Source organism: Kitasatospora sp. NPDC057965 (assembly GCF_042887135.1).
Lineage (GTDB): Bacteria > Actinomycetota > Actinomycetes > Streptomycetales > Streptomycetaceae > Kitasatospora.
In genome coordinates, this window is the sequence record NZ_JBHVPZ010000003.1 from 20,352 (window position 1) to 44,064 (window position 23,713).

Consider the following 23,713-nt stretch of genomic DNA (forward strand, 5'->3'; position numbering starts at 1 on the left):
TACGGCACGTCAGTTGCGGACGAGGAGCACCGCGCCTGCGGTGACCAGGCCGATCACGACGGCGGCCGCGCCGTACGACAGCCGGTGCGAACGCACCACCGGCAGGTAGCGGTCCACGGCGTACCGGCCGGGACCGGTCAGTGCGAGCGCCGCCGCGGCGGCGATCAGGATCAGTTCGTACTCGCTGCCGCCGTTCATGGCGAAGAACTTGCCGCTCCACGTCACGGCGAGGGCGTTGAGCATGGTGCCCAGGATCGCGGCGGCCGCCAGCGGGGCCAGCAGGCCGACGGCGAGCGCCAGTCCGCCGCCGACCTCGGAGAGGCCGGCCACGACGGCCATGGCCTTGGGCGCCGGGTAGCCCTTCATATCGAAGAAGGCGCCGGTGCCGTCGATCCCGCCGCCGCCGAACCAGCCGAACAGCTTCTGGCTGCCGTGCGCGGCCATGGTCAGGCCGAGGGCCAGGCGCAGCAGCAGAAGGCCTGCGTCGTAGGCGTGCGGGGAGGTGACCGCGGATCCGGGAGTTCTCCCGGCCGCGGCGATGGGGTTGGTGGGGGCGGTCGTGCTCGGGCTGCTGCTCGGCATGCGCGTCTCCAGGAAAAAAAGGGGGGTTCGTCGATTCCGGTCCGGATTTGTTCAAATTCGAACCAGTGGGGTGATGAGACCGTACCCGTAAGTTTGAATTTGAACAACTGGCGCGGCACGACATTTTGGCGTGATCAAGTCAGCAGTGGTGTAGACCGGCGTACGAAGGCACCAGGCGGGGCAGGCTCTGGGCATGGCACATCGCAACGAACACCGGCGCGCGCAGGACAAGGGCACCCCGCACGCCGAGGCCCTCGCAGCCTTCACCGAACGGGTCCGGCTGATCACCCCCGACCAGTGGGACGCGCCCACCCCGTGCGCCGACTGGACCGTCCGTGACCTGGTCAACCACCTCACCGGCGAGCAGCTCTGGGTGCCCGAGCTGCTGATGGGCGCCACCATCGGCGAGGTCGGCGCCCGTTTCGACGGCGACGTCCTCGGTGACGACCCCGTCGCCGCCTGGACCGCCGCCGCGGACGCCGCCCGTGACGCCTTCGCCGTCCCCGGCGCCACCGACCTCACCGTGCACCTGTCCTTCGGCGACGTCTCCGGCCAGTACTACCTGGACCAGCTCACCGCCGACGCCGTCGTGCACACCTGGGACCTCGCCGAGGGCACCGGCCGGCTCACCCGGCTGCCGGAGGCGCTGGTGGACTTCGCGCTCGCCGAGTACACCGGCTACGGCGACCTCTCGGGCAGCGGGCTGTTCGACCCGCCGCTGCCGGTCCCGGACGACGCCGGGCCGCAGACCCGCATGCTCGCCCTCACCGGGCGCCGGGACCGCCCCTGACCTGCGCCGTTCCCCGGCGAGTGGACCTCGCCGACGGCTCCCGTTCCGCCGCACCGCCCGGACAACGGGCGCGCCGCCGGATACTGGAGGTGTCGGGGGCGGAACCGCAGCAGACCGGAGAGGCGGGCGCGCCATGAACCGCAGGCCGGACATCCTCGGCGAGTTCACCGCGGAGCACCGCGCGGTGGAGGAACTGCTCGCCCGGATCGAGGCCGCCGGGCCGCACCCCGGCGCGGAGGGCGGGACCGGGACCGGCGGAACCGGCGCGGCCGCGGGCGACGGGGCCGGCGAGGACGGCGGCGCGGGCCGCGCAGCAGAGCTGGATCAGCTGATCGGGCGGCTCACCGATCTGCTGTTCAGCCACTGCGCGGCGGAGGAGGAGTACCTGTTCCCGGTCGTCCAGCACGATGTGCCGGACGGCGGCGCGCTGGTCTTCCGGTGCATCCACGACCACCTCGCGATCGGCCAGTACCTCGCCGACCTGCAGGCGCTGCCGCCCGGCGGCCCCGCCCTGGACACCCTGCTGCGTGGACTGGCCGAGCTGCTGCGCCGCCACCTGGCGACCGAGGAGAAGCAGCTGTTCACCGCCACCCGCAAGGCCCTCCCGGCCGCCGCCCGGAACGCGCTCGCCGAACGGCTGCGGGCCGACCGGGCGGAGATCGCCGAGGCCGGACCGTGAGTCCGTGGCTCAGGGCTTGGCGCTGATCACCGCGAACCGGCCGCCCTCCGGGTCCTGGAGCCGGGCCACCCGCCCGTAGGGCGAGTCGAACGCCGGGCCGATCGCGCTGCCGCCGAGCTCCGCCGCCCTGGCCAGCGCCGCGTCGGTGTCCGGTACCGAGAAGGACACCTCCCAGTGCGGCGGCATCCCCGCCGGGCCGCTCGCCTGCTCCCTGGCGAGCGCGGCGACGCTGTGCCCCTCGGCACGCAGCACCACCCGGTCGTGCTCCCAGCGGACCTCGAACCGCTCCGGGTCCCGGCCGTCCCAGCGGAACACCTCGCCGTAGAAGAGCGCGGCGGCGAACGGGTCCGGGGTGCGCAGCTCGATCCAGACCGGCGCGCCGAGGAGGTTCAGCCGCCGGGCCCGGCCCAGCGGGCCCTCCCAGATGCCGAACACCGCGCCCGCCGGGTCCGCGGCGAAGGCCACCCGGCCCGCGTCGAAGGAGAGCGGGCCGACGGCGAGCGTCGCACCGCGCTCACGGACCGCGTCGGCGGCGGCGTCGGCGCTCTCGGTGCCGAAGTAGCTGGTCCAGGCGACGGGCATGCCCCAGCCGCCGCTCGCCACCCCCAGCCCGGCCACCGCCTCCCCGCCGGCCACGGCGTGCACGTACGGGCCGAAGCGGTCCGGGCCGGGCTCGAACTCCCAGCCCAGCAAAGGCCCGTAGAAGGCCTTGGCGGCATCGAGGTCGCGTGCCATCAGGCTCACCCAGCACGGGACGGCCGCCACGCAGCGCACCTCGGCCGTTGTCCCACCGCTGACCATCGCGACCACCTCCGAGACCCCGGCCGCCGGGCCCCTCCCGACTCCCACGGCCGTCCGGCCGCCCGGGCGAGTTCAGCCTAGGGCCTGTCTCCTGGATTTTGTCGGACCAGGACGCGGCGTCCGGGTGCGGGCATCGCAAGGCGGAGTCAGAGCACGGGCGCACCCCCGAAGCCTCCGTGGCCGGCGCCCGGGACGGTCAGGGCGAGCCAGCCGTGGCCGCGGACCGGGGTGTCGGCGGTGATCGCGGCGGGGTTCACGGAGAGTCCGGCGGCAGCCCGGCCGATCGACTCGACCAGGGAGGCGTTGGGCTCGACGCCGTCCTCATCGAACTCGTCGCCCTCCTCCTCGTCGAACTCGCCGTCCGGTCCGGCGGCGCGGGGCAGCGGCTCCCAGGGCAGCGGCTCCCCCGTCCACTCCGGCTCGCCGTAGCGCCAGTAGCCGCGCACCAGGCTGCCGTGCTCGGCGGCGGCCCAGATCACGGAGTCGGCGAACGGGTCCTGGAAGAACACCTGGGCCCGGCCGCAGGCGGCGCTGAGGCGCTCGACCACCTCGTGCGGCCACCAGGCCGTCTCCCGCAGCGGGGACTCCGCGTAGATCAGCCGCCACCCCGCGTACTCGGGCGTGACGAACACCCGGTGCACCCGCTCGGGCGCGGACTTCTCGTCCTCCTCCTGGGCGGCCAGCCCGTAGCGGACGGTGACGGGGATCCGGTCGTGCAGCCCCAGCGCGGTGAACGCCTCCTCGTACGCCTCGCCCGGGACGGCCAGCCACCAGTGGTCGGGCAGCGGCCCCGGGCGCTCGGCCTCGAACGCCCGGCGGACCGCCCGCTCGTCGACGCCGCGCGCCGACGCCTCGGCGCCCAGCACGTCGAGGAGCGCGGTGATCGCCTCGGGGGCGGGGACGGCTGCGGTCGTGGTGTTCATGGCGCAGACGCTAGCCGAGGGGTCCGACAGGCCGTCACCCGCACGAGTGGGCCGACGTGGGGTGCCGAACCCATTCACCCGCGAGGGGGACGGACCCGGCGGTCAACGTCCCCGTCGGCCGGGGAGGTCCAGCCTGGCGACCAGGTGGAGGCGGTCACCGTCGGCGGTGTCGGCGGGCCGGTCGCCGTCCGTCCAGGGCGGTTCGGTGCGCGGGCCGGGCCGGTCGTGGAGGGCGAGCACGGTGAAGCCGTGGACGGCGAGCAGGTGGCGCAGCTCCTGGGGGAAGAGCAGCCGCCAGGCGGAGTGCTGCTCGATCGGCGGGGCGCCGTCGTCGCCGGTCCACCTGCGGGTGCGGCGCAGCAGTTGGGCGGCGTGGTCGATCCACAGCACGGTGCGGGAGGTGTGCGTGACACCGTCGTGGGTGACGCTGTCGAAGCGTGGGGTGCCGAGGAGTTCGGTGCGGCCGAGGAAGAAGGCCCCGTTGCGCATCTCGGCGACCAACAGGCCGCCGGGGCGCAGGTGGTGGCGCAGCCGGCCGAACAGGGCGTCGAGATCGGCGTTGGTGTGGCAGTAGAGCAGCGCGCTGTCCAGGCAGAGCACGGCGTCGAAGCGGCCGGGCAGCGTGAAGTCGCGCATGTCGCCGACGTGGTAGGCCGGTCCGGGGTGGTGGGCCCGGGCGTGGGCGATCATCGCCGGGGAGCTGTCCAGGCCGGTGACGGTGAGCCCGGCCGCCCGGTGCAGCCAGCCCGCGTCGCGGCCGGTGCCGCAGCCGAGGTCGAGGACCTCGGGCCCGGCGCCGTGTTCGCGGAGCATCGCCCCGGCCCACCGGGCTGCGGTGAACCCGGGGTCGGGGAAGCGGAGTTCGTAGAGTTCCGGACGGTCGGTGAGCAGGTTGCGGTGGGCGGTGGCGGGGGCCGCGGCGGGGGTGTCGGCCAGGGGGCGGTGGTTCATAGGGCCTCGCTGGGGAGGGGGCGGGCGTCCTGTCCGGGGAGCGGCACGGCGGCGGGCGCGGGCAGCACGCCGAGGCCGGCCCGGCCCGGGGTGCGGACGGTGCCGTCGGCGCCGCCGATGCCCTGCCAGGGGTCGTGGGCGAGCAGCAGGTGGCCGTCGAGGTCGAGCCAGCGGGCCCGGTCGGCGAGGTGGACGGCGGGCGCGATGCCGAGCGAACTGGCCGCCAGGCAGCCGAGCATCAGCTCGGTGCCGCTGCCTCGCAGGGCCTCGGCGATGCGCAGCACCTGGTGGACGCCGCCGCACTTGGCGAGCTTGAGGTTGACGCCCTGCACCCGCCCGGCGAGCCGGCAGGCGTCCTCGTAGTCGACGGCGTCCTCGTCGGCGATCACCGGGACGGGTGAACGCTCGGCGACCGCGGCCAGCGCGTCGGGGCGGCCCGGCGGGATCGGCTGCTCGACGGCCTCGACGCCGGCGGCGGCGAAGGCGGGCAGCAGCCGCAGGGCCTGTGCAGGGGTCCAGGCGCCGTTGGGGTCGAGCAGCAGCCGGATCTCCGGGGCGGCCTCCCGGACGGCCCGGACCCGGGCCAGGTCGAGGCCGGGGTCCGGGGCGCCGGCCTTGACCTTGAGCACGGTGAACCCGGCGTCGGCGAGCCGGGCGGCTTGGGCGGCGGCATGGGCGGACGGGTCGATGCCGATGGTGCGGGCGGTGGCGGCGACGACCGGATCGGCGCGGCCGAGCAGCCGGTGGACGGGCTCGCCGGCCCGTTTGCCGACCAGGTCGAGCAGCGCGGCCTCGACGGCGGCCAGCACCCCGGCCGGCAGCGTCACGTAGGGGGCCGTGCCGTCGCGGAGGTCGGCGAGCGCCTGCTCCGGGTCCGGGCCGTTCTCCAACACGGGGCGCAGCGCGTCGAGTTCGCGCCGGATCCGGTCGGCGGGCAGGTCCAGGTGGACGCTGCTGACCGCCTCGCCGTGTCCGGTCGCCCCGTCGTGCCCCAGGGAGAGCTGGACGGCGTCCCGTTGCGTGGTCACCGAGCGGGAGATGCGCAGCGGCTCGGCCAGGCGGAGCCGGACGGTGCGGACGTCGAGTCTCATCGGTCCTTCTCGGTGCGAACAGGGGCGGTCCCGACGGCGGTCCCGACGGCGGCGGCGGCGGTGGCGGCGGCGGCGGTGGCGGTGGCCACCGGGGCGGCGGCCGGTTCCCCGGGCGCGGACCGGCCGGTGCGGCAGCGCGCCCAGCCGGTGACCTCGACGGCCGCCGGGTACGGGACCTCGACCGGGCGCGACACGGCCCGCCCGGCGTCCAGGCCGTGCCGCCGGCAGAACGCGTCGTCGTACACGGTGCCGAGGTAGCGGTGCGGGCCGTCGGGGAAGACGGTGGCGACGGCCGCGCCCGGATCGGCCCGGGCGGCCCAGGCGGCGACCAGGGCGACCGCGCCGGTGGACCAGCCGCCGCTGACGAAGGCGCCCCGGGCGAGGCGCCGGCAGGCGTCGACCGCCTCGGCCGGGCCGACCCAGTGCACCTCGTCGAAGGCCTGGTGGGCGACGTTGCGCGGGTGGATGGAGCTGCCGAGGCCGCGCATCAGCCGGGGCCGGGCGGGCTGGCCGAAGATGGTGGAGCCGACCGAGTCGACCCCGATGATCCGCAGCCGGGGCCAGCGGCGGCGCAGCGCCTCGGCGAGCCCGGAACTGTGGCCGCCGGTGCCGACGCTGCAGACCAGCACGTCCAGGTGGTCGAGTTCGGCGGTGATCTCCCGGGCCATCGATCGGTAACCGGCCGCGTTGTCGGGATTGTTGTACTGGTCGGGCCAGTAGGCGTCGGGCAGCCGGTCGAGCACGTCCCGCAGCCGGGCGAGCCGGGCGGCCTGCCAGCCGCCGTGCCGGGCCGGCCGCTCGACCAGCTCCAACCGGGCGCCGTAGGAGCGCAGCAACTGCCGCATGGACGGTTCGAGTTCGCTGTCGCCGACCAGCACGACGGGGTGCCCGAGGGCCTGTCCGGCGAAGGCCAGGCCGACGCCCATGGTGCCCGAGGTGGACTCCACCACCGTGGCGCCGGGGCGCAGTTCACCGCGCGCGTGGGCGCCGCGGAGCATGGCGACGGCCGAGCGGGCCTTCATGCCGCCGGCGCTCAGCCCCTCCAGCTTGGCCCAGAAGCCGGGGTGCGGCCGCGGCAGCGGGGTGGTGATCCGGGCCAGCGGGGTGCCGCCGAGCAGCGGCAGCAGGGCCGGGTTGCCCAGGACCGGACGGGCCGGCGCCGCGCCGGGGTCGAGCAGGGCGGTCACCGGGCCGCACCCCCGTACAGGTGGAGGATGCTGGGGCCGCCGTCGAGCCAGAAGAAGGGGTAGGGCTCGGCGCTGACGCCGGTGACCCCGTCGCCGAGCAGGCGGGGCAGGACGGAGCTGCCGGTCTGCGCGAACAGCACCAGGGGCTTGCCGGTGGCGCGGGCGTGGGCGAGCAGCGGATCGAGGGTGCCGTTGCCGAGGGTCATGCCGGAGGCGAGGATCGCGTCGCAGTCGTCGAGGTGGGCGAGGGCGTCGGTGTGCACCGGCTCGTCCCACTCGGTGCGACCGCCCTTGAGGTCGCACGGCAGGTAGCCGACATCGTGGGAACGGAGCTGTTCCAGCAGGGAGTTGACGACGCCGACGACCAGGACCCGGCGGACGGCGGCGAGCGGCAGCAGCCCCACCACGGCGGAGGCGCGGACCCGCGACTTGGTGAGCGAGGAGCCCGAGGGCAGGCCGTACCGCCGGGCGCCGTAGGCCGGCGCGTGCGGGAGGCAGTGGCCGAGGTAGGCGTCGAGCGCGGCGACCCGGACGGCGCCGCACGGGTGGTCGAGCAGGTCGGCGACGGCGGCGCCGACGCAGTCGGTGACCGTGTCGGCCGGCAGTTCGCCGGGCTCGACGGCGCAGGAGCCGACGGCGGCGCCGAGCCGGAGGCTGAGCACCTCGTTGCGGTACCCGCGGGCCCGGCCGCTGTGCCGCACGGCCTGCACCGTGCTGAAGGCGAGCGCGATCCGCAGCGCGGCCGGGTCGGGCCCGTACGCCCCCGTACGGGCCCGCCCGGTGATCAGGTCGAGCACGGGGAGGGTGGTGATCCCGGGGCTCGTGGGGAAGGCGCCGGCCGGGGCGGGGTCGGCGGCCCAGCTGGGCGGGGCGGTGGCGGTGAGGGTGCTCATGCGGACACCGCCGCGGCTTCGTCCCGACGGTCGGCGGGCGCGGGCGCGGGCCCGGACTCGGGTACGGGTACGGGTACGGGTACGGGTACGGGCTCAGGGTCGGGCTCGGCCTCGGGCGCGGGCGCGGGCGCGAGACGCGGGGCGAGCCCGGTGAGCAGCCGCTCGGCCGTTCGGCGCGCCCCGGACCCGCCGGTGTCGGCGGTCATGACGTGCCCGAGGTACTCGTTGTTGCTGGTCGCGGGCCGCACCTCGCGGCCGGACCCGGCGAGCGCGAGTTCGACCACCGCCGGGTCGCGGCGCACCGTGTCCTCGCCGTCGAAGCCGTCCAGCAGGCCGGCCTGCCCGCCGTCGGGCACCAGGAAGGCGATGGCGGCGCTGGCGACCCCGGTCGGGCGGACGGCCAGGTCGGGCCGGCGGCCGAGCGCGACGTCGACGGCGGCAGCCGCCAGGTCGACCCCGGTGACCCGCCGGACCAGCTCGGTGATCCGGTTCCCGGCCGGACGCGGGTTGACCTCGATCACCCGGGGTCCGGCCGCGGTGAGCTTGATCTCGGTGTGCGCGACGACCTGGTCGAGGCCGAGCGCGCCCAGCGCGGCGACGGCGGTGCCGGCAGCCGCCGCGGCCTCGGCCGGGTCGAGCGCGGCCGGGAACATGTGCCCGGTCTCGACGAAGGCGGGCGCGCCGCCGATGCTCTTGTCGGTGATCCCGACGACGTGCGCGACACCGTCCGTGGACACCGTCTCGACGCTGACCTCCGGTCCGGTGAGCAGCTCCTCCAGCAGCACCGCCGGCTCCCGCCGCTGGCCGCGGGCGTTGACCGGGAAGGCATCCAACGCCCGGATCGCCGCGAGGAGTTCCGACTCGTCGCGGACCGCGCGGACGAACATGCCGGCGCACAGGTCGACCGGCTTGACGACGAGCGGGTATCCGATCGCCCGGGCGGCGGCGCGGGCCCGTCCGGGGTCGGCGCAGAGCGCGTACGCGGGCCCGGGGACGCCGGCCTCGGCCAGCCGGCGGCGGGTGAGGTCCTTGCGGCAGGCGGCGGTGACGGCGTCGGGCGCCGGTCCGGGCAGGCCGAGCCGGCGGGCCACCAGGGCGACCTGCGGAAGGTAGTAGTCGCAGGAGGAGAGCACGCCGTCGAAGCCGAGCAGCGCGTGCAGCCGCTGCGCGTACGGCAGCAGCGTCTCCGGGTCGTTGGTGTCGGCGGTGAGCACGTTCTCCGCGGCGAGCAGCGGATGCGGGCCGTCGGCCGGGGCGGTGGCCCGCAGGTAGTGGTGCAGGTCGCGGGTGAGGAAGGTGAAGCGGTGGCCGCCCTCCCCCAACGCCCGCGGCAACAGCCTGCTCATGGAGCCGACCCAGCTCTCGATCACCAGCAGATGTGCCACGGATCTCCCTTTCGACCTTTCGACGGACTCGACAGGCAGGACCGTAACGGCATTCGTTTTCATTTTCAACGCGCCGGAGCCGCGTTTCCGTCGAAGCGTCAGATGAAAGTGGTTTTCATGTACTCTTGCCCTCGACCGCCATGCCCCTGCCCCGCCGGAGTTGCCTGATGGATCGTCAGCTTCCTTACGTCGTCCGCCATGCACTCCCGCAGGACGTGCCCGGAGCGCGCCGGCTGATCCTGGACACCTTCTACCGCGAGTTCGGCTACGGCTATGTGCCCGACTGGCACGCCGATGTCGTCGACCTCCAGGGGCACTACCTGGACCACCCCCGGCACGCCCTCCTGGTCGCCGTGCTCGGCGAGGAGGTGGTGGCCACCACCGCGCTGCACTCCACCGGACCGGCCCATCCGCCGCACCCGCGCGAGCTCGTCCGGCACTTCCCGTCCGGGACCACCGCGCAGCTGGTCCGGGTCTACGTCCGGGCCGAGCACCGGCGGCACGGCCTGGCCCGGGAGCTCGTGCGCCGCGCCTGCGCGTTCGCCGCCGAGGAGGGCGGCTACCGCCGGCTCTACCTGCACACCAACACCGCGATCCCCGGCGCCGAGCCGTTCTGGCGCAGCCTCGCCGAGGAGGTCTACGACGCCCGCCCGACCGGTGAGCACGGCCCGGGGGTGGCCACCGTCCACTTCGAGATCCCGCTGCACCGGCCGACGGTCGCGGCGGGCATGGTGGGGCACGGCAGGGGCTTCGGCGAGAGCTTCGACCGAATGTGACGCAGGTCACATCGGGGTGCGAAATTTCCGGGGACGGATTCCCCGTTTAGCCTTCCGTAGGACTAAGCGGGGAGTGACTCCCCACAATCGCATCCCGGGAGGAGTGCACCCGTGACCACCGTCGCCCCCCGTCCGACCCGCACCGCGGGGCCGGCCCGCGCGCCCAGACTGCGCGCGGACGCCAGCCGCAACCGTGAACGGATCGTCCTGGCGGCCCGGGACGCGTTCGTCGAGCACGGCGCGGACGCGCCGCTGGACGAAATCGCGAAGCGGGCGGGCGTCGGAAACGCTACGCTCTACCGGAACTTCCCCACCAGGACGGCACTGATCCGCGAGGTGGCGCTGCTCGTCAAGAACCGCATCGTGGCGATCGCCGAACGGGCGGCCGCCGAGGTCGCCGGACCGTTCGACGCCCTGGAGCGGTTCGCCCACGAGACCGTCGACGAGAAGGTCGGCGCGCTCTGCCCGATGCTCACCAACCACGTCGACCCGCACGACCCCGACCTGGCGGAGGCGCGCGAGCGCCTGCTGTCCGTCGCCGGCGGTCTGCTGGAGCGGGCGCAGGCGGCGGGCGAGGCCCGGGCGGACGTCGGCCACGGCGACCTGTTCATCGCCCTCAGTCAGCTCACGCGTCCGCTGCCGGGCACCTCGTGCCACCTCCTGGACGAGTTCGTCCACCGGCACCTGCAACTGTTCCTGGACGGCATGCGGGCGCCCGCCCCTTCCGTCCTGCCCGGCCGGGCAGCGATCTTCGAGGACTTCCACGACGACCACTGACCCACCGCCACCGCGCCGGACGACCGGCGTGACCTGACGTCCGAAACACCCTTCACCGCGGGGACGCGCTACGGCCGCCGCGGCGTGCCCACCGCTGCCGCCCGTGACCCGGGTCGCGCCTTCGGCACGCCCGCGCGTTCCGCCCGCCCCGCACCTCTCGCACCTTCCGCACGCCCAGCACCGTCCGCACCTCTCGCACCGAAGTGAGTACCTCCATGCCGCAAACCGACGCCCAACCCGCCCTCCAGCCCGATCCGAGGCGCTGGAAGGCCCTGATATTCATCGGCCTCGCGCAGCTGATGGTCGTCCTCGACGCCACCATCGTGAACATCGCGCTGCCGTCCGCGCAGAAGGACCTCGGCATCACCGACGGCAACCGCCAGTGGGTGATCACCGCGTACGCGCTCGCCTTCGGCGGTCTGCTGCTCTTCGGCGGCCGGGTGGCCGACCTGTGGGGGCGCAAGCGGGCCTTCGTGGTCGGCCTGACCGGCTTCGCGCTGGCCTCCGCGCTGGGCGGCGCCGCCGCCAACACCGCGATGCTGCTCGGCGCGCGCGCCCTGCAGGGCGTCTTCGGCGCGCTGCTGGCCCCCGCCGCGCTCTCGCTGCTGGCCGTGATGTTCACCGAGGCCAAGGAGCGCGCCAAGGCGTTCGGCATCTACGGTGCGATCGCCGGCGGTGGCGGTGCGATCGGTCTGATCCTCGGCGGCCTGCTGACCGAGTACATGAACTGGCGCTGGACCTTCTTCGTCAACATCCCGTTCGCCGTGATCGCCGCCGTCGGCGCGGTCATGGTGATCCGCGAGCCGGCCGTCGGCCGCAACCGCAACCGCCTCGACATCCCGGGCGTGCTGCTGGTCACCACCGGTCTGGTCTCGCTGGTCTACGCCTTCACCCGGGCCGAGTCGGACGGCTGGAGCTCGGGCGTGACCATCGGCCTGTTCGTCGCCGCCGCCGTGCTGCTGGCCGCGTTCGTCGTGGTCGAGCAGAAGGTCAAGGCGCCGCTGCTGCCGCTGCGCGTCGTGCTGGACCGCAACCGCGGCGGCGTCTACCTGGCGCTGGGCATGGCCGTGATCGGTATGTTCGGTCTCTTCCTGTTCCTGACCTACTACCTGCAGATCGTGCTCGACTACAGCCCGGTCCTGACCGGCGTGGCCTTCTTGCCCATGGTGGCGGGCATGATCACCGGCTCGACCCAGATCGGCGCCCGGCTGATGACCCGCGTCCCGGCGCGGTTCCTGATGGCGCCCGGCTTCCTGGTCGCCTCGCTCGGCATGCTCATCCTGACCCAGATCGACCTGGACAGCTCCTACCCGGCGCTGATCCTGCCCGGCCTGGTCCTGATGGGCCTGGGCATGGGCACCGCGTTCATGCCGGCCATGAGCCTGGCCACGCACGGCGTCCAGCCGCGCGACGCGGGTGTGGCGTCCGCCATGGTCAACACCTCGCAGCAGGTCGGCGGCGCCATCGGCACCGCGCTGCTGAACACCATCGCGGCCAGCGCCACCACCACCTGGCTGGCGGCCCACGCGGCTTCCGCCACCACCCCGGCCGCCGCGCAGGCGGTGCAGTTCCAGGGCATGGTGCACGGCTTCTCCACCGCGATCTGGTGGTCCTTCGGCATCCTGGTGCTGGCGTCGGTGGCCGCGTTCACCCTGGTCAACGCAGGTCGCCCCGGCTCCGGCGAGGGCGCGGCGGCCGACGCGTCGGCCGCCGACGAGGTCCCGGTGCTGGTGCACTGACCCCTGCGGGGTGCGCGACGGTGCGCAACGGCCCGTCCGGCGTCTTCACGACGCCGGGCGGGCCGTTCGCCGTTTCCGGGACCGGCGAGGACGCTGGCGAGGACCGCGGTACGAACGCGGCGAGGACGCCGGTGAGCACCCCCCGATGAAACTGGGGAATGATCCCCGCTTATTCTGGTCGGGCTTCGAAGCGGGGATGACTCCCCGCTTCACTTCGACCGAGGTGCGTGGACATGACCCGGAATCAGGGAACCGGCGGCGGACGCGGGCAACGCGCCGCCGACTGGACCGACGGCCGGCTGGGGATCTACACCCTGGCCAGGGCCAACCTGCGGAAGATCTTCCCGGACCACTGGTCCTTCATGCTGGGCGAGATCTGCCTCTACACCTTCCTCATCATCATCCTGACCGGCGTCTGGCTGACGCTGTTCTTCAAGCCGAGCATGGGCGAGATCGTCTACGACGGCTCGTACGTGCCGCTCAAGGGCGTGCCGATGTCCGAGGCCTACGCCTCGACGGTCGACATCAGCTTCGAGGTGCGCGGCGGCCTGCTGATCCGGCAGATCCACCACTGGGCGGCGCTCGTCTTCATCGCGGCGATGTTCGTCCACATGATGCGGGTCTTCTTCACCGGCGCGTTCCGCAAGCCCCGTGAGATCAACTGGCTGTTCGGCTTCTTGCTGCTCTTCCTCGGCATGCTGGACGGCTTCTTCGGCTACTCGCTGCCCGACGACCTGCTCTCGGGCACCGGCATCCGCTTCGTCGAGGGCGCGATCCTCGCCGTCCCGCTGGTCGGCACCTACATCCAGATGTTCCTGTTCGGGGGCGAGTTCCCCGGCACCGACATCGTGCCGCGGTTCTTCACCATCCACGTGCTGCTGATCCCGGGCATCATGCTCGGCCTGCTGGTGGCGCACCTGATCCTGGTCTTCCACCACAAGCACACCCAGTGGGCGGGACCGGGCAAGACGGAGAAGAACGTCGTCGGCATGCCGCTGATGCCGGTCTACACGGCCAAGGCCGGTGGCTTCTTCTTCCTGGTGTTCGGCCTGATCGCCGCCGTCTCGGCGCTCGCCACGATCAACCCGATCTGGGCGTACGGCCCGTACCGCCCCGACCAGGTGTCCACCGACGCCCAGCCCGACTGGTACATGGGCTTCGCCGAAGGGCTCGTCCGGGTGATGCCCGGCTGGGAGGTCGGCCTGTGGGGCCACACCCTGAACCTCGGCGTGCTCGTCCCGTTCACACTCTTCCCGCTCGTCCTCGGCGCGATCGCCGTCCACCCGTTCGTGGAGGCCTGGGCGACGAACGACCGGCGCGAACGCCACCTGCTGGACCGCCCGCGCAACGCCCCCGTCCGCACCGCGCTCGGCGCGGCCTGGATCTCGCTCTACCTGGTGACGCTGGCCGGCGGCGGCAACGACCTCATCGCCACCCATCTGCACCTGTCGCTCAACACCATCACCTACGCCGTCCGGGTGGGATTCCTCGTCGTCCCGGTGGCCGTCTTCGTGATCACCAAGCGCTGGTGCCTGGGCCTGCAGCGGCGGGACAAGGAGAAGGTGCTGCACGGCCGCGAGACCGGCGTCATCAAGCGGCTGCCGCACGGCGAGTTCGTGGAGGTGCACGCCCCGCTCGCGCCGGCCGAACTGCACCGGCTCACCGCGCACGAGCAGCCGCGAGCCCTCGAACTGCCCGCCGCCGTGGACGACAATGGAGTGGCCCACCCGGCCGGGGTCCTTGACCGCGCCCGTGCGAGGCTGTCCCGTGGGTTCCACGGAGACGGGGCCCGGATCGCCGGGCCCACCGCCGAGGAGTTCCACCGGGCCGCCGCACACCACGGGGCCACCGGGCACCACCCGACCGCCGCACAGCAACCGCCCGCCGCACAGCACGCCGTCACCGAGCACCACGAGAACGGCGGCGGGCGCGGCCACTGAGGCCGCGCGCCGCCCGCGACCACCCGCCGCAACGGAGAGGGAGGACACCGTGCACGACCGTACCGACCAGCTGGCCGACAGCAGATACCTCCTGCTCACCACCTTCGGCGAGGACGGCCGCCAGGTCCGCTCGCAGAGCTGGGTCGTGGCCGACGGCACGGCGCTCGGCATCTGGACGCCCGCCCACTCCGGCGAGGCCGAGCGGATCCGCCGCCACCCCAAGGTCCTGGTCGGCCCGTGCGACGCGCACGGGCGGCCGACCGGGCGTCAGCTCCCGGCCCGGGCCGCCGTCTGCGACGCGGACGACACCGCCCGCTACCGCGCCTCGCTGATCAACAAGTACGGGCTGGCGGCGTTCCTGGCCCTGGCCCGCAGCCGGATGCGGCTCGGACTGGCCGGGACGATCGGCATCCGGATCACGCTCAACGAGCTGGAGCAGCGGCTGATCGGGCCGGAGTGGCAGGTGCCGACCACGTACTGCCCGAACTGAGTCGCCGGGCCCCGTCGTCGACCCCCGTCGTCGACTCAGGCGGCGTCGCCGCCCACGTCGTCGTCCGGCGCGCGGGCCAGGTCCCCCGGCTCGCAGGCCTCCCGGCCGGTCCCGGCGTGCACCACCTTGACCGCGCGGCCGGGACCGCCCGGCACCACCCGTTGCTCCCGGCCGCAGCGCGGGCAGATCAGCGGGATGCGCGACCGGGGGGCGCCCGGGCCGGCGGCGGCGTCCGGTCGCGTCACGACAGCGGGTGGGTCGGGACCGGGCTGACCTCCTGGATCTCCCCGTGGGCCTTGGTGAGCAGCTGCGAGGCGAGGTCGTTGAGCGCCCGCGCGGCCGCGATCTCCTCGCCGACCCTCAGCTGTTCCGGGTCGGAGGGGTGGCGGCTGGTGTAGCCGTGGGCGCGCAACTCGGTCCCGTCCCCCAGCCGCAGCAGGGCGGCGGCGGCCGTCCGCGGCCCCTCCTCGCGGAATTCCATCTCGATGTGCCAACCGACAAGAGTCTGCATGGCGGATCACCTCCGGCGGTCGCTTCTCGTCCGGTTACTCCTCCAGGGTGCGCCGTACCCCCGGTGAACACCAGAGCAGACGGCCGGGGCGGCGTCCGGGGGGCGGTTGAACGCGTTCAAGGATCCGCCGATGGGGTGGGTCAGGCAGGGACGGTGAGGAGGAGGGCGCCGGTGTCGAGGGTGCGGATCTCGAAGTGGGTGATGGTGGTGGGCGGGTAGGCCGTGCCGCCGGTGGTGCGGAGCGGGGTGGTGGGGGCGTAGCCGGTGGCGGGGACGTTCCAGGTGGTCACCGTCTGGTGGCCGCCGGTGGCGGAGACCGCGACCAGGTCACAGGTCAACGGGCCCTGGACACCGGACAGTTCGAGCGCGACCCGGCTGCCCCAGGGTGCGGGGTCCACGCCGACCACGGCGTGGACGCCGGTGGCCGGGTCCGTCGCGGCGAACTGGTGGGCGGCCGCGGTGGCGACCACGCCGGGGGCGGAGTCGGCGGTGATCACGGCGGCGGTCACCGCGGGGCCGGCGATCGTCAGCGCGGCCGCCGCGGCGACCAGTGCCAGCCCCCGGACGCGCCCGCGCCGCCGGCGCGCCCGGACCTCCCCCATCAGCCGGTCGAGCAGCGCCGGGTCGGGCTCCGGGGCCGGGTCGACCGGGTCGGCGGCGGCCGCGTACTCGCCGAGCAGCGCCTCGACCGGGCCGAGTTCAGCCAGTTGCCCGGCGCACCGCGGGCAGCCGGCGGCCAGGTGGGCGTCGAAGGCGGCACGTTCGACCGGGTCCAGGACGCCGAGGACGTAGGCGCCGACGTCCAGGTGCACGGTCCGCGCGGGATCGGGTTCGGACGGTGTCACGATGTCACTCCCCGTTCCTCCAGCGCGAGCCTGAGCGCGCGCAGCGCGTAGTAGGCCCGCGAGCGCACGGTGCCCGCGGGGATGCCGAGTTCGGCGGCCGCCTCGCTGGCGGTGCGGCCCTTGAAGTAGGTCTCGACGATGACCGCACGGTGCGCGGCCGAGAGGTCGCCGAGCGCGTCGGCGACCGTCATCATCCGCAGCGCACGGTCGAGTTCGTCCTCGGCGGGCAGCAACTCCAGGGGGCCGGCGTCGACTTCGCGCGGGCGGGCGAGTTCGGCGCGGTGCTCGTCGATGACGATCCGGCGGGCGACGGTGGCGAGCCAGGGCCGCAGCGATCCGGCCGCCGGGTCCAGCCGGTGGAGGTTCCGCCAGGCGCGCAGCAGCGTCTCCTGCACGACGTCCTCGGCGCGCTGGCGGTCGCCGGCGACGAGGTGGAGGACGAAGCCGAACAGCGGCCCGGCGTGCTCCTGGTAGAGCGCGCGCATCAGCTCCTCGTCCGGTGCCGGCGCGCCCCGGACGGCCGGGCGGCCGCCACCGGGAGGCTCCTCGGTCACCATCACATCCTCGCGCACGCGTGCCTCCGGGTCGAGCGTCGTCGTCGAGCGCCGACGGACGTCATCGGGCATCGTCGGACGTCGTCACGGACGGCCGGACGGCCGGCTCAGTAGCCGGAGCCGCCACTGCCGCCGCTGCCGCTCATGCCGGCCCGGTCGCCGGTGGGGGTCGCCGCGAACCAGATGCCGTCGATGCCCTGGCCCTTGGTGTCACCGGGCTTCTGGTCGGGCGCGTAGCGGTAGAGCGGCCAACCGGCCAGGGTGACCTGCTTGCTGCCGTCGGCGCGGGTGACGGTGCCGACCAGCTTGGCGTCGATGCCGCTCGCCGAGACCGTCGTGCCGGTGGCCGGGACGGGCGGCCACAGCGCCGCGCAGCCGCCGTTGCAGGTGGCGGTGGGCGGGTTGGCGCTGTCGTGGTCGAAGCGGTAGAGGGTGAAGCCGGCACCGTCGGTGACGATGGTGCCGAGGTGCGGGTCGTCGGTGGTCCTCAGGGTGGTCGCGGTCATGCCCGGCGAGGCCGGGGCGCTGGACGCGGCGGGCGGGTTGGCGGGTGCCGAGCTGCTGCTGGAGCCCGACGAGCCGCAGCCCGCCACCAGGGCGGCCGCGGCCAGCCCGCCCGCGGCGAGCACGGCGAGCCGTCCCTGACGGCGGCCGGGTCGCCGGCCCGGTCCGCTGGTGTGGTCATCGGTCGAGCCGTCGGTGCGGTGGGTGGTGCGCATGGTGACCGCTCCCCGGTCGATGGGGGTGCACATCGGTGCCGGACACCCTCCGGTACGGACGGGGGCCGCCGTCCGCTCAACGGGCGACCCGGTCGGGTCCCCGGAATAGCGCGCGGACAGCAGCCGTTGTCGGGGGCACATGGCCTTGACCGCCACCACCGGAAGGGCAGGAACCGCGACATGAGCAGCACGGTCGAGCTGACCAAGGAGAACTTCGACGAGATCGTCCCCGGACCGGACGGCAAGGATTTCGTCTTCATCGACTTCTGGGCGGGCTGGTGCGGCCCGTGCCGCCAGTTCGCGCCGGTCTACGAGAAGGCCGCCGAGCGCCACCCGGACCTGGTCTTCGCCAAGGTGGACACCGAGGCGCAGCAGGAGCTGGCGGCGGCCTTCGGGATCCAGTCGATCCCCACGCTGGCGATCATCCGTGAGGGCGTGCTCGTCTTCTCGCAGGCGGGCGCGCTGCCCGAGCCGGTGTTCGAGGACCTGATCGGCCAGGCCCGCGGGCTGGACATGGCGGAGGTCAAGCGGAAGGTCGCGGCGGAGCAGGACGGCGGTCCCAAGGAGGCGTGACGCCCGGCCGCTCGACCGGCCCGTTCGTCACGGCGAGCCCCGGGGTGGTTCCTCCACCCGCGGGGCTCGCCGCCGTGCGTTCGGGCGCGGCGGTCAGTCCTCGCTCCAGGTGGTGAGGCGGGCGGCGAGCGCGCGCAGTTCGTCCCGCAGGGCGTCGGGTCGGCGCACGGTGAAGGGCCAGCCGAGGCCGGCCAGCAGCACGGCCATGCCGTCGAGCCGTTCGGCCCGCGCGTGGAACAGGACGCGCCCGTCGTCCGTCCCGGTGAGCGTGCCGGCGGTGGGCGGGATGCGGTGGCGGGCCTCGGCGAGGGTGGTGGTGAGGACCACCTCGACCTCGTGCGTCCACGGCACCGCGGCGAGCGACTCCAGCACCCGTTGCACCGGGTCGACGCCGGCCGGCGGTTCGAAGCCGGTCTCCCGCGGGTCGACCGAGCGGATCCGGTCCAGCCGGAAGGTCCGCTGCTCGCCGCTGCGGTGGTCCAGGCCCGTGGTGTACCAGCGTCCCGAGTGGAAGACCAGCCCGTACGGGTCGAACTCGCGCTCGCTGGGCGCGCCCGCGCGGTCCCGGTAGTCGAGCCGGACGCGGCGCCGGCGGCGGGCCGCCTCGGCGAGCGCGAAGAGCGCGGGGGCGGCCGGGCTGGGGCCGGCGGTGGGCGCGGCGGTCAGGCCGAGGGTCTGCTCGACGGCCTCGACCCGCTCGCGCAGCTGCGGCGGCAGCACCCGCTGGATCTTGGCGAGCGCCGACTCGCCGGCCTGCTCCCCCACCGACAGCCCGGACCGCCGGCCGGCCAGCAGTCCGAGCACGACGGAGGCGGCCTCGTCCCCGGTGAGCATCAGCGGCGGCAGCCGGTACCCGGGCATCAGCCGGTAGCCGCCGTAGCGGCCCCGCTCGGCCCTGACGGGGATGCCGAGTTCGGCGAGCCGGGCCGCGTACCGGCGCACGGTGCGGACGTCGACCTCCAGCCGCGCGGCGAGTTCGGCGCCGGTCAGACCGGGGCGGGCCTGGAGCAGTTCGAGCAGGGCGAGCACGCGGCTGACCGGGTGTTCCACGGGTCCTTTGCTCCTCGGGGCGGCGACGGTTCGCCCGGAGGAGGGTCGGCCGAATCGACGGATCGGCCAACGAGCCGATTAATCCGGTCGAGTTCTGTCCGGATGCGATTCTAGGCTCGGAGCCGACGACGGGCAGCCGGGCGAGTTCCCCGGTCGCCCCGTCCCCGGTCGTTCTGCCCCCGGCCGCACGGCCCGGTACCCCAGGACACGAAACTCCAGGAGAGGACCCTCCCCCATGAGCACCTTCGTACTCGTTCCCGGTTTCTGGCTCGGCGGCTGGGCGTGGGACGCGGTGGCCGAACCGCTGCACGCCGCCGGCCACACCGTGCACGCGGTGACCCTGCCCGGGCTCGCCGACCGGGCCGGCGAGGCCTCGCCCGAGACCGGCGCGCAGGCCCACGTCGACGACCTGGTCGACCTGCTGGTCCGCGAGGACCTCCGGGACGTGGTCCTGGTCGCGCACAGCGGCGGCACCCTTGCCGTGAGCGGCGCGGCCGACCGGGTGCCGGAGCGGATCCGCCGGGTGGTGTGGGTCGACTCCGGCCCGATGGCCGGTGACGTCGCGATCGCCGACCTCTGGGACCCGGCCTACCGTGCCGCGCTGGAGGCCTCGCTGGTCGACGGCTGGCGGGTGCCGCTGCCCTCCTGGGAGGTGCTGGCCTCGGGCGGCGCCGCCGTGGCCGGGGTGGACGAGGCCGGTCTCGCCCGGTTCCGCGCGCTGGCGACCGACCAGCCGGTCCGTACGCTCCACGAGCCGTTGCGGCTGACCGGCGCCGCCGACAAGCTGCCGAAGGCCCTGGTCTCCTGCTCGATCCCGCTGGCGCAGGTCCGGGAGATGATCGCCGCCGGGCACCCGTACTTCGCGGCGCTCGGCGGGGCGGAGTGGGAGCTGCGCGAGCTGCTGACCGGGCACTGGCCGATGTTCTCCCGTCCGGCCGAAACCGCGGCGGTGCTGGCGGAGTTGGCGCAGGCCGAGTAGCGCGGGCCCCGGACGGGGAAACGGCGGGCACCCGGCGGACGACGGGCGGGGCGACGGTACGGTGATGCCGGCCGCCGCCTCGCCCGCGTGTTCGGCCACGCAACGTGGGCGGGGCGGCGCAGGATGGGCACGGCACCACGGCACACCCGCGAGAGCACGGAGGAACACGGATGACCACTCCCCAGTCCACCGCCCCCGAGGAGTACGACGTCATCGTGATCGGCGCGGGTCCGACCGGCGAGAACGTCGCCGACCGGACGGCCGCCGCCGGGTTGCGCACCGTGATCGTGGAGAGCGAACTGGTCGGCGGCGAGTGCTCCTACTGGGCCTGCATGCCGAGCAAGGCGCTGCTGCGCCCGGTGGCCGCGCTGGCCGACGCCCGCGCGGTGGCCGGTTCCCGGGAGGCGGTCGGCAAGGGTGCCCTGGACCCGGCCGCGGTGCTCGCCCGGCGTGACGCGTTCACCTCGCACTGGCAGGACGACGGCCAGGTGCAGTGGCTCCGCGACACCGGCATCGACCTGGTCCGCGGCCACGGCCGGCTGGCCGGCGAGCGGCAGGTGACGGTCGAGGCGGAGGACGGCAGCGAGCGGGTCCTGGTGGCCCGGCGCGCGGTGGCGGTCTGCACCGGCAGCCGGCCGGTGCTGCCGCAGGGCGTCCCCGGGCTGGCCGACGCGCGCCCGTGGACCAACCGGGAGGCGACCGGCTCGCAGACCGTCCCCGGGCGGCTGGCGGTGGTCGGCGGCGGCGTGGTCGGCGTGGAGCTGGCCACAGCCTGGCGGGCGCTCGGCTCGGAGGTGGTGCTGCTGGTCCGCGGCAGCGGGCTGCTGCCCCGGATGGAGCCGTTCGCCGGCGAGCTGGTGGCGGAGGGCCTGCGGGCGGCCGGGGTGGACCTCCGGTTCGGGACGGAGGTCGCCTCGCTGGAGCGGCCGGCGGCGGACGGCGGGCCCTCCGAGGTCACCCTGGTGCTGGACGACGGCGAGCGGCTGACCGTGGACGAGGTGCTGTACGCCACCGGGCGTGCCCCGCGCACCGCGGACATCGGCCTGGAGCAGGTCGGCCTGCACCCCGGCGGCTGGCTCGACGTGGACGACAGCTGCACCGTGCTCGGGGTCGACGGTGGCTGGCTGTACGCGGCCGGGGACGTCAACCACCGGGCGCTGCTCACCCACCAGGGCAAGTACCAGGCCCGGATCACCGGTGCGGCGATCGTCGCGCGCGCCCAGGGGCACTCGCTGGACACCGCGCGCTGGGGCGCGCACGCCGCGTCCGCCGACAGCGCGGGTGCGCCGCAGGTGGTCTTCACGCACCCGGAGGTCGCGGCCGTCGGCCTGACCCTGGACGCCGCCGAGCGGGCCGGGCTCCGGGTCAAGGCCATCGACCACGACCTCGGCGCGGTCGCCGGGGCCTCGCTCTACGGCGACGGCTACCGGGGCCGGGCCCGTGCGGTGTTCGACCTGGACCGGGAGGTGCTGGTCGGCGTGTCGTTCGTCGGGCCGGGCGTCTCCGAGCTGCTGCACTCGGCGACCGTCGCGGTGGTCGGCGAGGTGCCGATCGACCGGCTCTGGCACGCGGTGCCCGCCTATCCGACGATCAGCGAGGTCTGGCTGCGGCTGCTGGAGGGCTGCCGGGGCTGAGCCCCTCCAGGGCGGGGCCGTCCCCGGCCCCGCCCTGCTCGCCCTGCTCGCCCGCGCCTGCGCGGCGACCCGGCGCGACCCGGCGCGGCCCGGCGCGGCGAGATGTGGCGGACGTCCGACGGCGGGACACTGGCCCGGGGAGGGTGTCCGGGCGGGGCCGTTTCGCCGAGCAGGTGGTGTGTGGCAATGAGCGAAGTGCTGTTGGCCGTCGGAACCGAGAAGGGCCTCTTCCTCGGACGCAGCCGCGACCGGTTGGACTGGGAGTTCAGCGGGCCGCACTTCCGGATGAACGCGATCTACTCCGTCGCGATCGACCGCCGGGACCACGCGGACGGCGGGCCCCGGAAGGACGGCGGTGTCCGGCTGTTGGTGGGTGCCGACAGCAGCCACTGGGGGCCGTCGGTCTGGCGCTCGGACGACCTCGGCGCGAGCTGGTTCGAGCCGCCCAGGCCCGCGATCCGCTTCCCCGAGCACACCGGCGCCGCGCTCACCCGGGTCTGGCAGCTCCAGCCGGCCGGGCCGGAGGCACCCGGCGTGGTCTACGCGGGCACCGAGCCCGCCGCGCTGTTCCGCTCCGAGGACGGCGGCGAGAACTTCGCGCTGGTGGAAGCGCTCTGGGAGCACCCGCAGCGCAGCGAGTGGGGCGCCGGGTACGGCGGCCAGGGCCTGCACACGATCCTCACCGACCCGCGCGACCCGCAGCGGCTGCTGATCGCCGTCTCCAGCGGCGGCGTCTACCGCAGCAAGGACGGCGGCGGCAGCTGGCAGCCGTCCAACTCCGGCCTGCGGGCCGAGTTCCTGCCCCAGGAGAGCCAGTACCCCGAGTTCGGCCAGTGCGTGCACAAGATCGCCCGGGACGCCGTCAACCCGGACCGACTCTACCTGCAGAACCACGGCGGCGTGTACCGCAGCGACGACGGCGGTGCGAGCTGGCGCTCGATCGCCGACGGGCTGCCCGCCGACTTCGGCTTCGCGATCGCCGCCCACCCGCGCCGCGCCGACACCGCGTACGTGTTCCCGCTCGGCGGCGCCGACGACCGGATCCCGCCCGGGCGCCGCTGCCGGGTCTTCCGCACCAACGACGCCGGGGAGAGCTGGCAGGCGCTCGCCGAGGGCCTGCCGGGCGAGGACCACTACGGCATCGTGCTTCGTGACGCGCTGCGCACCGACGACGTCGAGCCGGCCGGCATCTACTTCGGCAACCGGACCGGTGACGTCTACGCGAGCCACGACGAGGGCGAGCACTGGGCGTTGCTGGTCTCCCACCTGCCGGACGTGCTCTGCGTCCGGGCGGCGGTGATCGCCGACTGACGCACCGTCGGGGGCGGGGGGACGGTCGGGGCGGACCGGAGCGGACCGGAGCGGACCGGGGCGGCGGGATCAGGTGTCGTACTCGCCGTCCCACGGGGCGTGGAAACCGAGGTTGTCGGGGTAGAGCTCGGCCCAGTCGTCCTCCGTCGCGTCCTCGCCGTGCCGTTCGACGACCAGGCCGAAGAGGCAGCCGTCGACGTGCACGGCGAAGGGCGCGACCGCGATGTCCCCGAACTCCCGCTCCGGCAGGGCCGCCAGCCACTCCCCCAGCAGCTCGGCGGCGGCCTCGGCGGCACCGGGGACCGCGCCGGGCACCGCCTCGATCCGGGAGTCCAGGTGGCGCCCGGCGTCGTCGAACCGGTGCAGCACGGCGAAGCAGCCGCCGCCCTCGTGCCTCACCGCCCCCTCCGGGACGGCGTAGGTGACGGAGGCGAAGAACTGGCCGCCCCGGAAGCGGCCGATGGTGTCGGTGCGGTAGCCGGGCTCGTGGACGATCGGGATGACCTCGGGGACGCTCATACCGGAACGGTAGG

26 protein-coding genes are annotated in these 23,713 nt (G+C 74.6%); 11 read left to right on the top strand and 15 right to left on the bottom strand.

Annotation, left to right across the window (positions count from 1 at the left end; all coding sequences use genetic code 11):
* Positions 1-9: 9 nt before the first annotated feature.
* The gene (locus ACFVVU_RS04005; protein ID WP_380684551.1) at positions 10-582 is read right to left on the bottom strand and encodes a DoxX family membrane protein; all 573 of its coding nucleotides are present in this window, start codon (positions 580-582) and stop codon (positions 10-12) included.
* Positions 583-775: 193 nt separating this feature from the next.
* On the opposite strand from ACFVVU_RS04005, the gene ACFVVU_RS04010 reads away from it, so the two are divergent.
* Together ACFVVU_RS04010 and ACFVVU_RS04015 are read left to right on the top strand one after the other, a co-directional pair.
* Complete coding sequence (locus ACFVVU_RS04010) at positions 776-1,372, top strand: TIGR03086 family metal-binding protein (protein WP_387788309.1); 597 nt, start codon at positions 776-778, stop codon at positions 1,370-1,372.
* Between the two features lie 133 nt (positions 1,373-1,505).
* Positions 1,506-2,051, top strand: coding sequence for a hemerythrin domain-containing protein (locus ACFVVU_RS04015; protein WP_380684549.1), 546 nt, complete (start codon positions 1,506-1,508; stop codon positions 2,049-2,051).
* 9 nt (positions 2,052-2,060) lie between these two features.
* Here ACFVVU_RS04015 and ACFVVU_RS04020 read toward each other — a convergent pair whose 3' ends face one another.
* The 7 genes from ACFVVU_RS04020 to ACFVVU_RS04050 all read right to left on the bottom strand — a co-directional run bounded on the left by ACFVVU_RS04020 (position 2,061) and on the right by ACFVVU_RS04050 (position 9,282).
* Positions 2,061-2,786, bottom strand: coding sequence for a VOC family protein (locus ACFVVU_RS04020; protein ID WP_355368638.1), 726 nt, complete (start codon positions 2,784-2,786; stop codon positions 2,061-2,063).
* A 212-nt stretch (positions 2,787-2,998) separates the two neighbouring features.
* Positions 2,999-3,775 (bottom strand): hypothetical protein, encoded by a 777-nt coding sequence (locus ACFVVU_RS04025; protein WP_387788310.1) that lies wholly within the window; start codon positions 3,773-3,775, stop codon positions 2,999-3,001.
* A gap of 102 nt (positions 3,776-3,877) precedes the next feature.
* Positions 3,878-4,726, bottom strand: coding sequence for a class I SAM-dependent methyltransferase (locus tag ACFVVU_RS04030; protein ID WP_387788311.1), 849 nt, complete (start codon positions 4,724-4,726; stop codon positions 3,878-3,880).
* Positions 4,723-5,817 (bottom strand): dipeptide epimerase, encoded by a 1,095-nt coding sequence (locus tag ACFVVU_RS04035; RefSeq protein WP_387788312.1) that lies wholly within the window; start codon positions 5,815-5,817, stop codon positions 4,723-4,725. The genes ACFVVU_RS04030 and ACFVVU_RS04035 overlap by 4 nt, the downstream gene beginning before the upstream one ends.
* Positions 5,814-7,004 carry a PLP-dependent cysteine synthase family protein gene (locus ACFVVU_RS04040; RefSeq protein ID WP_387788313.1) on the bottom strand — a complete coding sequence of 397 codons (1,191 nt, stop codon included), beginning with the start codon at positions 7,002-7,004 and terminating at the stop codon, positions 5,814-5,816. Before ACFVVU_RS04040 ends, ACFVVU_RS04035 begins: the two co-directional genes overlap by 4 nt.
* Entirely contained in the window at positions 7,001-7,897 is an 897-nt protein-coding gene (locus ACFVVU_RS04045) for a Rossmann-like domain-containing protein (protein ID WP_380684543.1), read from the bottom strand. Before ACFVVU_RS04045 ends, ACFVVU_RS04040 begins: the two co-directional genes overlap by 4 nt.
* A complete protein-coding gene (locus ACFVVU_RS04050) occupies positions 7,894-9,282 on the bottom strand; it encodes an ATP-grasp domain-containing protein (RefSeq protein ID WP_387788314.1) in 1,389 nt (462 codons plus the stop codon). Before ACFVVU_RS04050 ends, ACFVVU_RS04045 begins: the two co-directional genes overlap by 4 nt.
* 167 nt (positions 9,283-9,449) lie before the next feature.
* On the opposite strand from ACFVVU_RS04050, the gene ACFVVU_RS04055 reads away from it, so the two are divergent.
* The 5 genes from ACFVVU_RS04055 (at position 9,450) to ACFVVU_RS04075 (ending at position 15,004) form a co-directional block, all read left to right on the top strand.
* Complete coding sequence (locus ACFVVU_RS04055) at positions 9,450-10,058, top strand: GNAT family N-acetyltransferase (protein WP_387788315.1); 609 nt, start codon at positions 9,450-9,452, stop codon at positions 10,056-10,058.
* A gap of 111 nt (positions 10,059-10,169) precedes the next feature.
* Positions 10,170-10,835 (top strand): TetR/AcrR family transcriptional regulator, encoded by a 666-nt coding sequence (locus tag ACFVVU_RS04060; RefSeq protein WP_380684540.1) that lies wholly within the window; start codon positions 10,170-10,172, stop codon positions 10,833-10,835.
* Between the two features lie 215 nt (positions 10,836-11,050).
* A complete protein-coding gene (locus tag ACFVVU_RS04065) occupies positions 11,051-12,574 on the top strand; it encodes an MFS transporter (protein WP_355368656.1) in 1,524 nt (507 codons plus the stop codon).
* 233 nt (positions 12,575-12,807) lie between these two features.
* The gene (locus ACFVVU_RS04070) at positions 12,808-14,514 is read left to right on the top strand and encodes a cytochrome bc complex cytochrome b subunit (protein WP_387788316.1); all 1,707 of its coding nucleotides are present in this window, start codon (positions 12,808-12,810) and stop codon (positions 14,512-14,514) included.
* 49 nt (positions 14,515-14,563) lie between these two features.
* Positions 14,564-15,004 carry a PPOX class F420-dependent oxidoreductase gene (locus ACFVVU_RS04075; protein WP_380689624.1) on the top strand — a complete coding sequence of 147 codons (441 nt, stop codon included), beginning with the start codon at positions 14,564-14,566 and terminating at the stop codon, positions 15,002-15,004.
* Positions 15,005-15,039: 35 nt separating this feature from the next.
* Here ACFVVU_RS04075 and ACFVVU_RS04080 read toward each other — a convergent pair whose 3' ends face one another.
* From ACFVVU_RS04080 to ACFVVU_RS04100, 5 genes are all read right to left on the bottom strand, one after another.
* Positions 15,040-15,249, bottom strand: a complete 210-nt coding sequence (locus ACFVVU_RS04080; protein WP_380689626.1) for a hypothetical protein — start codon at positions 15,247-15,249, stop codon at positions 15,040-15,042.
* On the bottom strand, positions 15,246-15,515 hold the full coding sequence (locus ACFVVU_RS04085) for a DUF1876 domain-containing protein (RefSeq protein ID WP_350545708.1): 270 nt from the start codon (positions 15,513-15,515) through the stop codon (positions 15,246-15,248). Before ACFVVU_RS04085 ends, ACFVVU_RS04080 begins: the two co-directional genes overlap by 4 nt.
* A gap of 140 nt (positions 15,516-15,655) precedes the next feature.
* Positions 15,656-16,360: an anti-sigma factor family protein gene (locus ACFVVU_RS04090; RefSeq protein WP_387788317.1), complete on the bottom strand. Its 705-nt coding sequence runs from the start codon at positions 16,358-16,360 to the stop codon at positions 15,656-15,658.
* Positions 16,357-16,917, bottom strand: a complete 561-nt coding sequence (locus ACFVVU_RS04095; protein ID WP_380690036.1) for a sigma-70 family RNA polymerase sigma factor — start codon at positions 16,915-16,917, stop codon at positions 16,357-16,359. The genes ACFVVU_RS04090 and ACFVVU_RS04095 overlap by 4 nt, the downstream gene beginning before the upstream one ends.
* A gap of 104 nt (positions 16,918-17,021) precedes the next feature.
* Positions 17,022-17,666 (bottom strand): hypothetical protein, encoded by a 645-nt coding sequence (locus ACFVVU_RS04100; RefSeq protein ID WP_380690034.1) that lies wholly within the window; start codon positions 17,664-17,666, stop codon positions 17,022-17,024.
* Positions 17,667-17,813: 147 nt separating this feature from the next.
* Here ACFVVU_RS04100 and ACFVVU_RS04105 point away from each other — a divergent pair, with 147 nt between their 5' ends.
* Complete coding sequence (locus ACFVVU_RS04105; protein ID WP_380690033.1) at positions 17,814-18,206, top strand: thioredoxin family protein; 393 nt, start codon at positions 17,814-17,816, stop codon at positions 18,204-18,206.
* Between the two features lie 93 nt (positions 18,207-18,299).
* Here the strand turns inward: ACFVVU_RS04105 and ACFVVU_RS04110 are convergent, their stop codons facing one another.
* Positions 18,300-19,256: a helix-turn-helix transcriptional regulator gene (locus ACFVVU_RS04110; protein ID WP_380685122.1), complete on the bottom strand. Its 957-nt coding sequence runs from the start codon at positions 19,254-19,256 to the stop codon at positions 18,300-18,302.
* A gap of 235 nt (positions 19,257-19,491) precedes the next feature.
* On the opposite strand from ACFVVU_RS04110, the gene ACFVVU_RS04115 reads away from it, so the two are divergent.
* From ACFVVU_RS04115 to ACFVVU_RS04125, 3 genes are all read left to right on the top strand, one after another.
* On the top strand, positions 19,492-20,235 hold the full coding sequence (locus ACFVVU_RS04115) for an alpha/beta fold hydrolase (RefSeq protein ID WP_387788318.1): 744 nt from the start codon (positions 19,492-19,494) through the stop codon (positions 20,233-20,235).
* A gap of 170 nt (positions 20,236-20,405) precedes the next feature.
* On the top strand, positions 20,406-21,869 hold the full coding sequence (locus ACFVVU_RS04120) for a dihydrolipoyl dehydrogenase family protein (RefSeq protein ID WP_387788319.1): 1,464 nt from the start codon (positions 20,406-20,408) through the stop codon (positions 21,867-21,869).
* Between the two features lie 186 nt (positions 21,870-22,055).
* Positions 22,056-23,180, top strand: coding sequence for a WD40/YVTN/BNR-like repeat-containing protein (locus tag ACFVVU_RS04125; RefSeq protein WP_387788320.1), 1,125 nt, complete (start codon positions 22,056-22,058; stop codon positions 23,178-23,180).
* A 69-nt stretch (positions 23,181-23,249) separates the two neighbouring features.
* Here the strand turns inward: ACFVVU_RS04125 and ACFVVU_RS04130 are convergent, their stop codons facing one another.
* Positions 23,250-23,699 carry a hypothetical protein gene (locus ACFVVU_RS04130; RefSeq protein WP_380685118.1) on the bottom strand — a complete coding sequence of 150 codons (450 nt, stop codon included), beginning with the start codon at positions 23,697-23,699 and terminating at the stop codon, positions 23,250-23,252.
* Positions 23,700-23,713: the final 14 nt, after the last annotated feature.